This is a genomic window from Amycolatopsis sp. NPDC102522 (assembly GCF_055584485.1).
Window position 1 is genome coordinate 36,415 of the sequence record NZ_JBVJLY010000005.1, and the last position, 13,449, is coordinate 49,863.

The window sequence follows — 13,449 nt, forward strand, 5'->3', positions numbered from 1 at the left end:
CACGTGATCAGACAGACGACACATGTGACCAGCGGGACGACACGCGGTGAGACTCGGCGTGGCCGGGTGTCGTCCGTCCAGTCACGCGTGTCGTCCATCTGATCACAAGTCTTGTCCAGTCGGTCACGCGAAAGTACCGGCTCGGCCCACCTGCCTCGTGAGTGGCAAGTGCCGTTAAAACGGACCGGTATTTGCCTACCTGCCGCCGACCTGCGCGAAGGTGACGATCCCGGCGGACGCCCAGATCGACGGTGAAGGATTTGGGACGTTCAACGTCCCAAATCCTTCACCGTCGCGAAGTCACCCGGCCATGGACCTCAACCCCTGCGGCCGACAACCGAGCAGGGAAGATTCCGGCCATTCAACGTCCGGAACCTTCCCCCGTCGCCCACGCCGACATCCAGCACGAGCCCCACCAAGGACACCGAGACGCGATCCGGGCCCAGTGGGCAGGCAAATACGGGTCCGCCAGAACGCGACTCACCACTCACGAACCCTGTACCGATGCCAACGCGCGTCGACCTGACCCCCACATGTCATGAAGGGGGCGTTCAGGACGAAATTCGTCCTGAACGCCCCCTTCATGACACTTCGGTGACGGCCCGCCTCCGCCGACGGGCTCCTGCCATCCGGACCAGAGGTCAGCCGTTCGCGGCGATGTCCGCGAGGACCGCGGCGATGGTGCGGACCGGGACACCGGTGCCGCCCTTGCCGGTGTAGCCCCACGGTCCGGCGGTGTTGAACGACGGGCCCGCGATGTCGATGTGCGCCCAGGGCAGGCCCTCGGTGACGAACTCGCGCAGGAAGATGCCCGCGGCGAGCATGCCGCCCCAGCGGTGCCCGGTGACGTTGGCCAGGTCGGCGAGACGCGAGTCGAGGTCGGCGCGCAGCTCCTCCGGCAGCGGCATGGCCCAGCCGCCCTCACCGGTCGCCTGCGCGATGCCGGCGATCCGGTCGCGGAACTCGTCCGAGCCCATGACACCCGCGGTGCGGTTGCCCAGCGCGACGACCTGCGCGCCGGTCAGCGTCGAGGTCTCGATCAGGTAGTCGGGGTTCTCCTCGCCCGCGCGCACGATCGCGTCGGCCAGCACGAGACGGCCTTCGGCGTCGGTGTTGAGCACCTCGACGGTCTTGCCGCCGTACATGCTGAGCACGTCGCCCGGCCGGTACGAAGTGGCCGAGGGCAGGTTCTCCGCCAGCGGGATGTGCGCGACGACCTCGAGCGGGTACTTCAGCTTCGCGGCCAGCACCACGGAGGCGAGCACGGCGGCCGCGCCCGACATGTCCGAGGTCATGTGGTCCATGTTCGCGGCGGGCTTGATCGAGATGCCGCCCGAGTCGAAGGTGATGCCCTTGCCGACCAACGCGACCTTCTTGACCGCCTTCGAGGGCTTGTAGGCGACGCGCAGCAGGCGCGGCTGCCGCGAGGAACCGCCGCCGACGCCGAGGATACCGCCGAAGCCCTTGCGCTTGAGGGCCTTCTCGTCGAGGACCTCGAACTCGAGGTTGTTCGCCTCGGCCAGGGTCTTCGCGCGGTCGGCGAAGGAGGCCGGGAACAGGTCGTTCGGCGGGGTGTTGATCAGGTCGCGGGCGATGATGACCGACTCCGCGATCAGGGTGGCGGCCTTCAGCGTCGCCTTGTGGTCCTTGGCGGCGCCTTCTTCGGGGCTCACGAAGTCGACCTTGGCGACCGGGCCGTCGCCCTTCTCGGAGCGGTACTCGGTGAAGGAGTACGCGCCGAGCGCGGTGCCCTCGACGGCGGCCTGCAGGTCGATCGCCGACAGCGTGACGAACGCGCGCTCGGTGCCGTTCAGCGCTCGCGCGGCGGCACCGGCGCCCCGGCGGACCTGCTCGGCGGTGACGCCGTCGGCGCCCGCCTTGCCGAGGCCGACGGCCAGCACGACGCCGGCGGACAGCTTGCCCAGCGTCGGTACCTTGACGACCTCGTCGGCCTTGCCGGACGCGCCGAGGGTGCCGAGGACCTCGGCGAGCTTGCCGTCGAAGGCGGTGTCGGCAACGGAGGAACCGGCGGCGAGCGCCAGACCGTCCTCGCCCTGCAGGGTGCCGATTACGACGACGTCGGCGCGCGTCTTGGCCAGCGCCGCTTCGGCGTTCTCGGTCAGGGCAAGCTTCGGCACGGTCACTTCTGGCTCCTCGCGCGTTCGCGGTGGTACCGGGCGTCCGCCCGGTTGGATCGTGAGCCATGCTAATGACAGCGGGACCTGGGGGAACAGCGGGGCCGACGGGGTCACTCGGTGTACAGGAAGGGAGACGGCGTGCGGCTGGCCGGCGGTTTGCTCATCGCACTGGCGGTCGGTACCTCCGGAGCGGACTATTGGGTACTTTTCGCCGCCGTGGTCGCGGCCGTGCTCGCCGTCGCGGCGGAGGCACTGCTGCCGCCGCTGGGGGAGACCAAGCCTGAGCGGATCGCGGGCTCCGTTTCGCGGTTGGGCCTGGTCGTGGTCTTCGCGACGACATTCGGGCAATACGTCTTCCCCTCCGCTCCGGGAGTCGCCGCCGCGGTATTCGCCGTGGTGGCGGGCGTCGCCGACCTGGCAGGGGTCCGTCTCGGTGACTACGCCGCCCGCTGGGTCACCGGGCTGCTGCTGGTCGCGGCCGCGTCCCTGATCGCGATCTGCGTCGGCATCCCGCCACTGGCGCAGTTCATCGCGCCGGATCCGCCGTCCGTACCCGGCCTCGGCCTCGCCGTGCTGGTCCTGCTGCCGTTCCTGCTGCCCCGGCGTCCCGGCGCGGGCCGCGCGGCCGTGGTGGGCGCCGTGGCCGTGGCGATCATCGCCGTCGCCCTCTACCAGCTGGGACCGCTCCGGCTGGGGCTTTCGGCGACGTCGTTCCGTGAACTCCTCGCCGCGGCCGACGGGGTCTCGCTGCTGCCGGTACTGACCGTGGTCGTCGCCGTGGCGACCGTGCCCGTCGCGGTGGACGCCTTCACCGACGGCCGGGAACGGCTTTCCCCGGAACGTCCGAAGACGACACTCGCTTGTGGACTGATCGTGGCCGTCGCCGCCGCTTTCGCTGGGCCGGTAGTGGCCCTCGGGCTCGCGGGAGTGGGAACGCTCGCCGAACTGGTTCTGCGGGTCCGCGCCCGTCGGTACCGTTCGAGGAGTGACCGTTCAAGGCGTGCGTGATCCTCTTTGGGCTCCAGGCGACACGGTCGTCGAGCGGTTCCTGCGACCGGACGGCTCGATCGGCCAGCATCACCCGTTGCGAGTCATCGCCGACGACGGCGCCGTGCTGCTCGGCTGGCTCCCCGCGGACACCCCGATCATCGGCAGCAGGCTCGCCGACGGGCGGATCTTCCGCGAGGCGCCGCTCGAGGAGCGGTTCCGGGTGCCGCGAGTACGCGTGGCCGACTTCTGGCGCGACACCTCGACACTGCGCCGCATCGCCGACGACGAATGGTCGTCGGTCTGGTGGTTCTTCGACGCCGGCGGCGACTTCCTGAACTGGTACGTCAACCTCGAGGTCCCGCTGGGGCGCACACCGTCCGGGCCGGATCGGATCGACGGCATCCTGGACGTCGCCGTCGAGCCCGGCGGACGCTGGCAGTGGAAGGACGAGGACGAGGCCGAGGAGGCCGTCCTGGCCGGTCGCATCACCGCTGGTCAGCTGAAGAGGCTGCGCGCCGAGGGCGAGCGGATCGGGGCGCTCGCGACGGCCGGGCGGTTCCCTTTCGACGGGACGTGGACCGACTTCCGGCCGGACCCGGGCTGGCCCGCGCCCGGCCTCCCCGATGGGCTGCTTTAGCCGACGAGGAGCAGCAGCAGCGCCGCGAGCGCGACGTTGATCACCGCGAGGACGACCACCGATTTGGTGGACAGCTCGCGTGGGAACGCCTTGCCGTGGATGTGGCGCCACCAGAAAATGCCGAAACCGCCCCCGACCAGGCCGAGGAACGCGCCGAAGCCGCTGTCCAGCAGGGCCCAGCCGTCCATCATCAGCAGGCCGGTGCCGAAGGTCAGCAGCACCGCCGTCGCGAAGGTCTTGACGTCGGCCCCCGCGCCGGGAGTGGCGGGCTGGGCCGGGGTGGCGGGCTGCATCTGGTTGTACGTCACGTCGCCATCCTAGGGGCGCGGGCCCTCGCGTGTTCGTCCTGACGGACAGTTCGACGGCGGTAAAGATATGCGGACGTCCGACTAACGTGGGTCCGACCAAGCGTTATCGTCTTAGGCATGACGACCTCGACGCAGTTCAGCCACCTCCCGCACCCGAGCCCCGCGAGCCCGGAACGCGTCGCGGACGTATTGGCCGCACCCGGCTTCGGGCTGCACTTCACCGACCACATGGTGACCGTGAAGTGGAGCGCCGAGCAGGGCTGGCACGACGCGACCGTCGGGCCGTACGCGCCCTTGACGCTCGACCCGGCGACCTCCGTGCTGCACTACGGTCAGGCGATCTTCGAAGGCCTCAAAGCCTACCGCCAGCCCGACGGCACGATCGCCGCGTTCCGGCCCGACGCGAACGCGATCCGGTTCCGCAACTCGGCCGAGCGCCTCGCCATGCCGCAGCTGCCGGTGGAGGTCTTCCTCGACTCGATCCGCGAGCTCGTCGCGGTCGACAGCCGCTGGGTCCCGACGAAGCCGGGCGAGTCGCTGTACCTGCGGCCGTTCATGATCTCCACCGAAGCCGGGCTCGGCGTCAACCGGCCCGCGAACGAGTACCTCTACGCGCTGATCGGCTCGCCCGCCGGCTCGTACTTCTCCGGCGGCGTGAAGCCGGTGAGCGTGTGGCTCTCGACCGAGTACGTGCGCGCGGTCCCCGGCGGCACCGGCGAGGCCAAATGCGCCGGCAACTACGCGGCGTCGTTCGTGGCGCAGGCGCAGGCCGTGGAAAAGGGCTGTGACCAGGTCGTGTGGCTCGACGCTGTCGAGCGGCGCTGGATCGAGGAGATGGGCGGGATGAACCTGTTCTTCGTCTTCGGCTCCGGTGACGAGGCCCGCGTCGTGACCCCGGAACTGACCGGGTCGCTGCTGCCGGGCGTCACCCGCAAGTCGCTGCTGGAGCTGGCGAAGTCGTTCGGGCACCAGGTCGAGGAGCGGCGCATCTCCACCGACGAGTGGGAGAAGGCGGCGGCTTCGGGCGAGCTGACCGAGGTGTTCGCCTGCGGGACCGCGGCGGTCATCACCCCTGTCGGGCACGTGAAGCACGCGGGCGGCGAGTTCTCCGTGGCCGGTGGGCAGCCCGGTGAGCTGACGATGAAGCTGCGCGGCGCGCTGACCGGGATCCAGGAGGGCACCCGGCCCGCTCCCGAAGGCTGGATGTACCCGCTGGGCTGAGCTTCAGGAGCTCGTGAGTGGCAAGTGTCGTTCTAACCCCACTTGCCACTCACGACCCCCTGTACCGAGGCGCCACCGCCGCCTCTCTCTTGAAGTACGTGAAGGCCCCCTTCATTGCGCCTAGCGCAATGAAGGGGGCCTTCACGTACTTCCGCGTTTAGAGGACTAAACGCGGAGGGCGTCAGGAAGCGGGAGCCTCGATCAGCGGCCCGCTCACCCCGGCCTGCTCGTGCGTCGCCATCTCCGCGAGCACCCGCGTCGCCATGAACAACAGCGGCAGCGCCGCGACAGCGCCCGTCCCCTCACCGAGGCGCACGTCCAGATCCAGGATCGGCTCCAGGTCGAGGTGCTCCAGCGCCAGCGCGTGCGCGGGTTCGCCGCCGCGCTGCCCCGCGGCCCACCACTGCCGCGCGCCCGGGACGAGTTCCTCGGCGATCAGCGCGGCCGCGGAAGCGACCAGGCCGTCCAGGATCACCGGCGTCTTCCGGAGCGCGGCCTGGGCGAGGAAGCCCGCCATCGCGGCGATGTCGGCGCCGCCGGAGGTGCGCACCAGCGCGACAGGGTCGGCCAGCACGGTCCTCGCCCGGCGCAGCGCGTCCCGGACCGCCGCGGCCTTGCGCATCCAGGCGTTGTCGTCGATCCCCGAGCCGCGGCCGACGACGGCCACCGGTTCGCTGCCGGTCAGCGCCGCGACCAGCACCGAGGCCGGGGTGCTGTTCCCGATCCCGAGGTCGCCCGCGATGAGCAGGTCGGCGCCGCCGTCGACTTCGGCATCGGCGATCGTCCTGCCCGCACGGAGGGCGGCTCGCGCCTCGTCGTCGGTCAGTGCGTCTTCGACGTCGATGGAGCCGGACCCGCGCCGCACCTTGAACTCGCCGATCGACCGCGTGGCGGGGGCGTCGCTGTCGACGGCCATGTCGACGACCCGCACGCTCGCGCCCGCCGACGCCGCCAGCACGTTGATGGCCGCGCCGCCGGTCAGCATGCTGCCGACGAGTTGCGCGGTGACCTCGCCCGGATACGCCGAGACGCCCTTCGCGGCGATGCCGTGGTCTCCGGCGAACACCACGACCCGGGGCCGTGTGAACGGACGCGGCGGCGACTGCCCCTGGCAGGCCGCGACCCAGACGCCCAGTTCTTCGAGCCTGCCCAGTGAGCCCGCGGGTTTGATCAGTTTCGAGTGCAGCGCGATCGCCGCCGAACGCGCGTGTTCATCCGGCTGCTCGACTTCGGCGAACTCGAGGATTTCGTCGTCCAACGCCCTGCCCCTTCGGATCGCTTCGGTGGCCGCGCCCAACCTACCCACCCGCCTGTGTCAGAGTTGCCTGTGGCTCAGACGAAGGCCGCCGGGGTGGTGCTCGCGAGCGGAGCGGGCACCCGGGTCGGCGCCAAGCTCAACAAGGTGTACCTGCCGGTGGCGGGCAAGCGGGTCGTCGCGTGGTCGCTCGACGCCTTCGCCCGGGTGCCCGGTATCGACGTGCTCGTGCTGGTCATCCGGCCGCAGGACACCGAACTCGCGCGCGAGGTGCTCGCCGCGCATCCCGGCGAGGTCGAACTCGTCCACGGCGGTGCGACGCGTCAGGGTTCGGAGCTGAACGCCTTGCGCCACTTGACTTCCCGCATCGAGAGCGGCGAGATCGACGCGGTCCTGCTGCACGACGCGGCCCGTCCGCTCGTCACCCCGCGACTGATCGCGGACGTCCTCGCCGACACGCGGCGGTACGGGGGAGCGGTGCCCGGGGTCGCGGCCGACGACATCGTGCGTGTCGACGGCGACACCGTTTCCGGTGCGCTGCCCGGCGCGATCCGGGTGCAGACGCCGCAGGGTTTCCGCGCCGCCCCGTTGCTGGAGGCGTACGAAACGGCCGAACGGGACGGTTTCGTCGGCACCGACACGTCTTCGTGCATGGAAAGGTTCTCCGCGCTGCCGGTGCGGTGGGTTCCAGGCAGCGCGGAGAACCTCAAGATCACCTACCCGCACGACCTCGTTGTCGCCGAGCAGGTGATCGGCCGAGGTTAGGGATCTCCCTGGCCGGCCTTGGCTCCGTTGGCGGGAAGGATGGTGACCGGCTGGCGCGCCGCCATGGGGATCTCGCAGTCCGGATGTGGTTGCAGCAGCTGGATCGGCGCGGCGGCGTCGCCGGGGGCCGGGATGGTGAGCACCGCGCGCAGGGTCCAGTCGGCCGTCGAGTGGTACTGCCACGAGACGAGGGCCGGCCGGAAGACGTCCGTGTCGGCAAGGGTGGCGACCCGGTACGCGGTCGCCCGTTCCTCACCTCGCAGGATGAGGACGTCGGCGCAGGTGTCCCACTGGAACACCGCGGCACAGACCTCCGGCTCCTCCCGGGGGCCGAAGATGTAGACGACCCACCGGCGTCTTCGAAGCTCTTCGAGCAGTTCGTCGATGCTCAGATGGTTCATCGAGCCCCCCAACGGGTTTCGGGAACTCTGCGGAGAGTAACAGGTGTACTAGAGCACCGTCCAGAATGTGTACTAGTACGTAATAATGGGGTGTGAGCAGGATCCTTGGTGCTCGCCCATTGGTGTGCTAGAACGCTTGTGCGCACCGCGCGACCTTGTGAGGAGTCACCTTGCCCGCCGTCGACCGACCTGAACCGCCGTATCTCCAGATCGCGGGAAACATTCGTGACGACATCGTTTCGGGCAGGCTCAAGGAAGGTGACACGGTCCCGTCCGCGCGGGAGATCGCCAGGAACTGGAACGTCGCGATGGCGACGGCTATGAAGGTGCTCTCGACGCTCCGGGCCGAAGGTCTGGTCCGCGCGGTCCGCGGGATCGGGACAGTGGTGCAGACCAGGGCGCTGCACCGCTCCGCGCACGATCGGACGATCTCGATCGCGCGAACCGGCAAGGTCTATCCACCGGGCCACTACGCGAAAATCCGTGAGGCCGGGCTCGTCCCGGCACCGGAGCGGGTGGCGGGCGCCCTCGGTATCGAAGAGGGCGCTCCCGCGATCCGGCGGCGGCGGACCACGTACGCGGGACAGGACGCGCCGGTTTCGACGTCCGTCTCGTGGTTCGACGGCGCTGTCGCGGCGAAGGCGCCGTTGCTGTTCGAACCGGTGCGGATCGTCGAAGGCACGGTCAAATATGTTGCGGACCGGACAGGCAGGGTTCTGACGTCCACACATTCTCAGCACGCCGCGGGGCTGGCGGGTGCCGAGGAGGCGAAGGAACTCGGCGTGGCCGAAGGTTCGGCGATTTTGTTGAGCCGTAACAGGTTCTTGTCCGCCGGAGGAGACGTACTCGAGTACGGCGAATCGGCGGCTTTGCCGGACCACTGGATTTTCTACGAATACAACATCGAGGACGGGGCATGAAGCACATTCACGCGGGTAAGGTCCGGGACCTTTACGAAATCGACGGCGACATTCTGCTCGTCGCGTCGGATCGCGTTTCGGTCTACGACGTCTCGCTGCCGACCCCGATCCCGGACAAGGGCGCGCTGCTGAACCAGCTTTCCGCCTGGTGGTTCGAAAAGATGGCCGACGTGGTGCCGAACCACGTCATTTCCACGACCGACGTCCCTGCGGAATTCGCCGGTCGCGCCACGCGCTGCAAGCCGCTGAAGATGATCCAGGTCGAATGCATCGCGCGCGGCTACCTGACCGGTCTCGGGATGCGCGAGTACCGGCGTGACGGCAAGGTCTCCGGCGTCGAACTGCCCGCCGGTCTCGTCGAGGCCGACAAGCTGCCCGAGCCGATCTTCACGCCCACCACGAAGATCTCCGACACCGGCCACGACGAGTTCATGACCTTCGCCGACGTCGTGAACGAGATCGGCCAGGAGACCGCGGACCGCATCCGGGACCTGACGCTGGAGGTCTACACCAAGGGTGCGGAGCACGCGGCGAAGAACGGCATCATCATCGCCGACACCAAGATCGAATTCGGGTTCGACGCCGACGGCGTGCTGACGCTCGGGGACGAGGTCCTCACGTCGGACTCGTCGCGGTTCTGGCCTGCCGACGACTACGAGCCGGGCCGGACGCAGCACGCGTTCGACAAGCAGTTCGTCCGCGACTGGTCCACGACGACCGGTTGGGACAAGACGCCACCCGGCCCCGCCATCCCGGACGAGATCGTCGAAGCGACCCGCAAGCGCTACACCGAGGTCTACGAGAGGATCACCGGGAAGACCTGGGTATCCGGCGGTGACCATGCCTGAACAGCAGGTCTACGACCCGTACCGGCTGATCGACGACGTCGAGGGCCTGCTGATCCAGCGGGGCCACCGGCCGGAGCGGCTCGACGGCCGGACGGGTGACCGGGTCGCCGGCGCGAGCAGGTTGTTGCGGGGCCTGGGAATCGACCCCTTCCGTGCCCCCGGCGACGCCCTCGACCTCGACGGTCAGATCGCGTACCAGGCCCGCGTCCACGGGGACTGAAGCTGAAGGACGCTTTCCCCGCCTGGCATGCGGGGAAAGCGTCCTTCAGTCACGTCAGGGCGAGCGGGTCAGGGTGGGGTCGGTCTCGGTGACGCCGTCGAGGGCCTCGTCGATGGCGGCGAGCAGATCCGCGTCCAGCTTCACGCCGGCCGCCTTCACGTTCTCGTGCACCTGCTCCGGCCGCGAAGCGCCGATGATCGCCGAAGCGACGTTCGGGTTCTGCAGCACCCACGCCACGGACAGCTGGGCCATCGTCAGGCCCGCCTTGTCCGCGAGCGGCTGAAGGCGCTGGACGCGCTCGAGGACGTCGTCGTTGAGGAAGCGGGCGACCATGTTGGCGCCGCCCTTCTCGTCCGTCGCGCGGGAGCCCTCGGGCAGCGGCTGACCGGGCTTGTACTTGCCGGTGAGCACGCCCTGCGCGATCGGCGACCAGACGATCTGGCTGAGCCCCTCGCGTTCGGAGGCCGGGACGACCTGCGCCTCGATGACCCGCCACAGCGCGTTGTACTGCGGCTGGTTCGAGACCAGGGGCACCTTCAGCTCACGCGCGATCGCCGCGCCCTGGGTGATCTGCTCGGCGGTCCACTCCGAGACGCCGACGTAGAGCACCTTGCCCTGGCGGACGAGGTCGGAGAAGGCGAGGAACGTCTCTTCGAGCGGCACGGTCCGGTCGAACCGGTGCGCCTGGTAGAGGTCGACGTAGTCGGTGCCGAGCCGCTTCAGCGAAGCGTTCGCCGACTCCATGATGTGCTTGCGGCTGAGCCCCTTGTCGTTGGGGCCCTTCGGACCGGTCGGCCAGTAGACCTTGGTGAAGATCTCCAGGCTTTCGCGGCGCAGGCCCTTCAGCCCGCGGCCGAGCACCGATTCGGCGGCCGTGTTCGCGTAGACGTCGGCGGTGTCGAACGTGGTGATGCCGACGTCGAGCGCCGCCTTGATGCAGGACTGGGCCTGGTCCTCTTCCACCTGGGACCCGTGGGTGAGCCAGTTGCCGTACGAGATCTCACTGACATTGAGGCCGCTGCGGCCTAGGCGTCGAAACTCCATGGCGCGACTCTACCCCAGACCGTTAGGCAGGCTAACGACCTGGGTTTCGCCTGGTGAGAGGTCAGACCTTGGCGCCGGGGCTGACCCGGGGCTTGGGGACCCGCAGCTTGCGGATCTGGCTCGCGCGGATGAAGGAGTACCAGCCGACGGAGGTGCCCTTGACCGTCTCGTCCGGGAACTTCAGCCGGACCATCTTGGCGATCCGGCGCCCGCTGAGGAAGCCCTCGACGATCATGCCGAGCAGCATCACGGTGCACAGCAGCGTCGCGTACCGCTGCACTTCCGGGTACGGGAGGATCAGCGCGACGAACACCAGGATCGCCAGCGGCATGAACAGGCCGAGCAGGTTGCGCCGCGAGTCGACCAGGTCACGGATGTACGCCTTGACCGGACCGCGGTCACGGGGGAGCAGGTACTTGTCCTCGCCCGCCATCATCCGCTCGCGGCGTTCCTTGGCGGCGTTGCGCTGCTTCGACTTGTACTCCGGGTCGGACTTCGCGGACTTGCGGAGTTCCTTGTTGCGCTTCATCGCCTCCCGCATGGTGGTCGGCGGGGGCGCCACCGGGCCACGGCGCTTGGCTTCGGCCTCACGCCGCTTGGGCGTGGCCTTGCCCTTTCCGGGCGTATACGCCTTGGCCTGGACCTCGACACCCTCGTTGTCGGGCGTCTCGGTGTCCGTCGTGGCGGAGTCTGTGGTGCTACGGCGCAGGAACCTCACCTCACCAGGGTAGTTGCAGGCGTCACGGTGCCACGCACCAGGCCGAGCGATATGTCACCATGGAGGGGAACAGATCGGGACTCCGACGTGTTGGACCATGTGCAAGACGAGTACCCGCAGCGAGTTCGACCAGAGGGAGAACCATGACGACCGCTGAGCAGGCAGCCGCAGCTCAGGCCGAAGCCGCCGAGGAGACCCACGGCGTCACGTTGACCGACGCCGCCGCCGTCAAGGCGAAGGCCCTGCTCGAGCAGGAGGGCCGCGACGACATGCACCTGCGCATCGCCGTCCAGCCCGGTGGGTGCGCGGGCCTGCGCTACCAGCTGTTCTTCGACGAGCGCACGCTCGACGGTGACTTGTTCCGTGACTTCGACGGGCTCCGCGTGGCCGTCGACCGGATGAGCGCGCCGTACGTGTCGACCGCCGTGATCGACTTCGTGGACTCGATCGAGAAGCAGGGCTTCACGATCGACAACCCCAACGCGACCGGTAGCTGCGCCTGCGGCGACAGCTTCCACTGACCCGCGTCGAGGCATGAAGAAGGGCCGCGAACCTCACCCAGGTCGCGGCCCTTCTTCATGTCCGCAGCTCTTCGTGCCGCAGCTTTTCGTGTCGCAGTGGGATCAGACGTAGGCGTCCAGATCCGCGACCTGGGCGAGGCACCGCTCGTCCACGGTCCAGGGCGGAGCGATCTGCCGGGGCAGGGGCAGGTTCTCGGCCTGGAGGGACGACGGGATGCCGGCACAGTCGGCGATGAGTTCGCCGATCGATTCCGGTTCGAGGTGATACGCGGAAGTGGTCACGAACGACAAGTTAATGACTCATGTTCGAGTAGGACACCACTACCAACCGGTAGTGTTGATGGCCGTGCCTGAAGCAACCCGTATGGGGCATGACCTGCGGGTAACTTAGCCGTCCTCGCCTTCGCGAGGCCGACCGATCAAGGAGAACCGGTGGCAGACAGCGCCAGGATCGCAGTATCCGGCAGTATCGCAACCGACCATCTCATGCACTTCCCGGGCAGGTTCGCCGAGCAGCTCATCGCCGAGCAGCTGCATCGCGTGTCCCTGAGTTTCCTGGCCGACGATCTCGTTGTCCGGCGGGGCGGCATCGGCGCGAACATCGCCTTCGGCCTCGGCGTACTCGGCAAGCGCCCGATCCTGGTCGGCGCCGTGGGCTCCGACTTCGCCGACTATCGCTCGTGGCTCGAGCGGCACGGCGTCGACACCGCCGGTGTGCTGGTCTCCGACGTCGCGCATACCGCCCGCTTCGTCTGCACCACTGACGAGGACCTCTGCCAGATCGCCACCTTCTACGCCGGCGCGATGGCCGAATCCCGCAACATCGAGCTGGAGCCGGTCGCCGCGCACGCCGGTGAACTGTCGCTCGTGCTGATCAGCCCGGACGACCCCGAAGGCATGGTCCGCCACGCCGAGGAGTGCCGCCAGCGTGGCTACACCTTCGCCGTCGACCCCTCGCAGCAGCTGGCGCGGATGGACGGCGAGCAGGTGCGTGGCTTCATCGAAGGCGCGAAGTACCTGTTCAGCAACGACTACGAATGGGAACTGCTGCTCCAGAAGACCGGCTGGACCGAGGCCGACGTGCTCGACCGCGTCGGCATGCGGATAACCACGCTCGGGGAGAAGGGCGTCGAGATCATCGGCAAGGACGGGCTCTCGCTGCAGGTCGGCGCGGTCCCGGAGCGGGGCAAGGTCGACCCGACCGGCGTCGGCGACGGCTTCCGCGCCGGGTTCATCGCCGGCCTCGACGGCGGGCTCGGCCTGGAGCGTTCGGCTCAGCTGGGTTCGCTGATCGCCGTGCTGGTGCTGGAAACCGTGGGTACGCAGGAGTGGGCGTTCGATCGCGCCGACGTCCTGGGCCGTCTCAAGGAGGCCTTCGGTCCGGAGCCCGCCGAGGAGATCGCGGCGATCCTGCCTGCCTGAGGGAGCTGAAGGGGACTTTCCCCGCATGTAATGCAGCGAAG

The 13,449-nt window shown here is 68.9% G+C and carries 16 protein-coding genes; 9 read left to right on the plus strand and 7 right to left on the minus strand.

From position 1 onward, the window contains the following. Nucleotides 1-641 precede the first annotated feature (641 nt). Nucleotides 642-2,144, minus strand: a complete 1,503-nt coding sequence (locus ACZ6YV_RS15465) for a leucyl aminopeptidase (RefSeq protein WP_465510220.1) — start codon at nucleotides 2,142-2,144, stop codon at nucleotides 642-644. 111 nt (nucleotides 2,145-2,255) lie between these two features. On the opposite strand from ACZ6YV_RS15465, the gene ACZ6YV_RS15470 reads away from it, so the two are divergent. Further along, the gene (locus ACZ6YV_RS15470) at nucleotides 2,256-3,146 is read left to right on the plus strand and encodes a hypothetical protein (protein ID WP_465510221.1); all 891 of its coding nucleotides are present in this window, start codon (nucleotides 2,256-2,258) and stop codon (nucleotides 3,144-3,146) included. Next, nucleotides 3,139-3,765, plus strand: a complete 627-nt coding sequence (locus ACZ6YV_RS15475) for a DUF402 domain-containing protein (RefSeq protein WP_465510222.1) — start codon at nucleotides 3,139-3,141, stop codon at nucleotides 3,763-3,765. Before ACZ6YV_RS15470 ends, ACZ6YV_RS15475 begins: the two co-directional genes overlap by 8 nt. Here the strand turns inward: ACZ6YV_RS15475 and ACZ6YV_RS15480 are convergent. Continuing rightward, nucleotides 3,762-4,073 carry a hypothetical protein gene (locus ACZ6YV_RS15480; RefSeq protein ID WP_378246836.1) on the minus strand — a complete coding sequence of 104 codons (312 nt, stop codon included), beginning with the start codon at nucleotides 4,071-4,073 and terminating at the stop codon, nucleotides 3,762-3,764. The two genes, ACZ6YV_RS15475 and ACZ6YV_RS15480, sit on opposite strands and share 4 nt — an antisense overlap. Nucleotides 4,074-4,190: 117 nt before the next feature. On the opposite strand from ACZ6YV_RS15480, the gene ACZ6YV_RS15485 reads away from it, so the two are divergent. Further along, the gene (locus ACZ6YV_RS15485; protein WP_465510223.1) at nucleotides 4,191-5,294 is read left to right on the plus strand and encodes a branched-chain amino acid aminotransferase; all 1,104 of its coding nucleotides are present in this window, start codon (nucleotides 4,191-4,193) and stop codon (nucleotides 5,292-5,294) included. A 181-nt stretch (nucleotides 5,295-5,475) separates the two neighbouring features. Here the strand turns inward: ACZ6YV_RS15485 and cobT are convergent, their stop codons facing one another. After that, nucleotides 5,476-6,552: a nicotinate-nucleotide--dimethylbenzimidazole phosphoribosyltransferase gene (cobT, locus tag ACZ6YV_RS15490; protein WP_465510224.1), complete on the minus strand. Its 1,077-nt coding sequence runs from the start codon at nucleotides 6,550-6,552 to the stop codon at nucleotides 5,476-5,478. A gap of 93 nt (nucleotides 6,553-6,645) precedes the next feature. On the opposite strand from cobT, the gene ACZ6YV_RS15495 reads away from it, so the two are divergent. Further along, on the plus strand, nucleotides 6,646-7,314 hold the full coding sequence (locus tag ACZ6YV_RS15495; RefSeq protein WP_378246908.1) for an IspD/TarI family cytidylyltransferase: 669 nt from the start codon (nucleotides 6,646-6,648) through the stop codon (nucleotides 7,312-7,314). On the opposite strand, the gene ACZ6YV_RS15500 is transcribed toward ACZ6YV_RS15495, so the two are convergent. Further along, nucleotides 7,311-7,715 (minus strand): hypothetical protein, encoded by a 405-nt coding sequence (locus tag ACZ6YV_RS15500; protein WP_465510225.1) that lies wholly within the window; start codon nucleotides 7,713-7,715, stop codon nucleotides 7,311-7,313. The two genes, ACZ6YV_RS15495 and ACZ6YV_RS15500, sit on opposite strands and share 4 nt — an antisense overlap. Before the next feature lie 170 nt (nucleotides 7,716-7,885). Here ACZ6YV_RS15500 and ACZ6YV_RS15505 point away from each other — a divergent pair, with 170 nt between their 5' ends. Genes ACZ6YV_RS15505 through ACZ6YV_RS15515 form a run of 3 tightly spaced genes read left to right on the plus strand, consistent with a single transcriptional unit; the run spans nucleotide 7,886 to nucleotide 9,703 of the window. After that, entirely contained in the window at nucleotides 7,886-8,635 is a 750-nt protein-coding gene (locus tag ACZ6YV_RS15505; protein ID WP_465510226.1) for a GntR family transcriptional regulator, read from the plus strand. After that, nucleotides 8,632-9,483 carry a phosphoribosylaminoimidazolesuccinocarboxamide synthase gene (locus ACZ6YV_RS15510; protein WP_093938721.1) on the plus strand — a complete coding sequence of 284 codons (852 nt, stop codon included), beginning with the start codon at nucleotides 8,632-8,634 and terminating at the stop codon, nucleotides 9,481-9,483. The genes ACZ6YV_RS15505 and ACZ6YV_RS15510 overlap by 4 nt, the downstream gene beginning before the upstream one ends. Further along, the gene (locus tag ACZ6YV_RS15515) at nucleotides 9,476-9,703 is read left to right on the plus strand and encodes a hypothetical protein (protein ID WP_378246826.1); all 228 of its coding nucleotides are present in this window, start codon (nucleotides 9,476-9,478) and stop codon (nucleotides 9,701-9,703) included. The genes ACZ6YV_RS15510 and ACZ6YV_RS15515 overlap by 8 nt, the downstream gene beginning before the upstream one ends. A gap of 54 nt (nucleotides 9,704-9,757) precedes the next feature. On the opposite strand, the gene ACZ6YV_RS15520 is transcribed toward ACZ6YV_RS15515, so the two are convergent. Next, nucleotides 9,758-10,747, minus strand: a complete 990-nt coding sequence (locus ACZ6YV_RS15520) for an aldo/keto reductase family protein (protein ID WP_465510227.1) — start codon at nucleotides 10,745-10,747, stop codon at nucleotides 9,758-9,760. 61 nt (nucleotides 10,748-10,808) lie between these two features. Next, a complete protein-coding gene (locus ACZ6YV_RS15525) occupies nucleotides 10,809-11,465 on the minus strand; it encodes a DUF3043 domain-containing protein (RefSeq protein ID WP_378246822.1) in 657 nt (218 codons plus the stop codon). A 143-nt stretch (nucleotides 11,466-11,608) separates the two neighbouring features. On the opposite strand from ACZ6YV_RS15525, the gene ACZ6YV_RS15530 reads away from it, so the two are divergent. Then, nucleotides 11,609-11,986, plus strand: a complete 378-nt coding sequence (locus ACZ6YV_RS15530; RefSeq protein ID WP_378246820.1) for a HesB/IscA family protein — start codon at nucleotides 11,609-11,611, stop codon at nucleotides 11,984-11,986. 102 nt (nucleotides 11,987-12,088) lie between these two features. Here ACZ6YV_RS15530 and ACZ6YV_RS15535 read toward each other — a convergent pair whose 3' ends face one another. Next, nucleotides 12,089-12,277 (minus strand): hypothetical protein, encoded by a 189-nt coding sequence (locus tag ACZ6YV_RS15535; RefSeq protein ID WP_101609500.1) that lies wholly within the window; start codon nucleotides 12,275-12,277, stop codon nucleotides 12,089-12,091. A 141-nt stretch (nucleotides 12,278-12,418) separates the two neighbouring features. Between ACZ6YV_RS15535 and ACZ6YV_RS15540 the strand changes: the two genes are divergently transcribed. Next, the gene (locus tag ACZ6YV_RS15540; protein WP_465510228.1) at nucleotides 12,419-13,408 is read left to right on the plus strand and encodes a carbohydrate kinase family protein; all 990 of its coding nucleotides are present in this window, start codon (nucleotides 12,419-12,421) and stop codon (nucleotides 13,406-13,408) included. The last annotated feature ends 41 nt before the right edge of the window (nucleotides 13,409-13,449 follow it).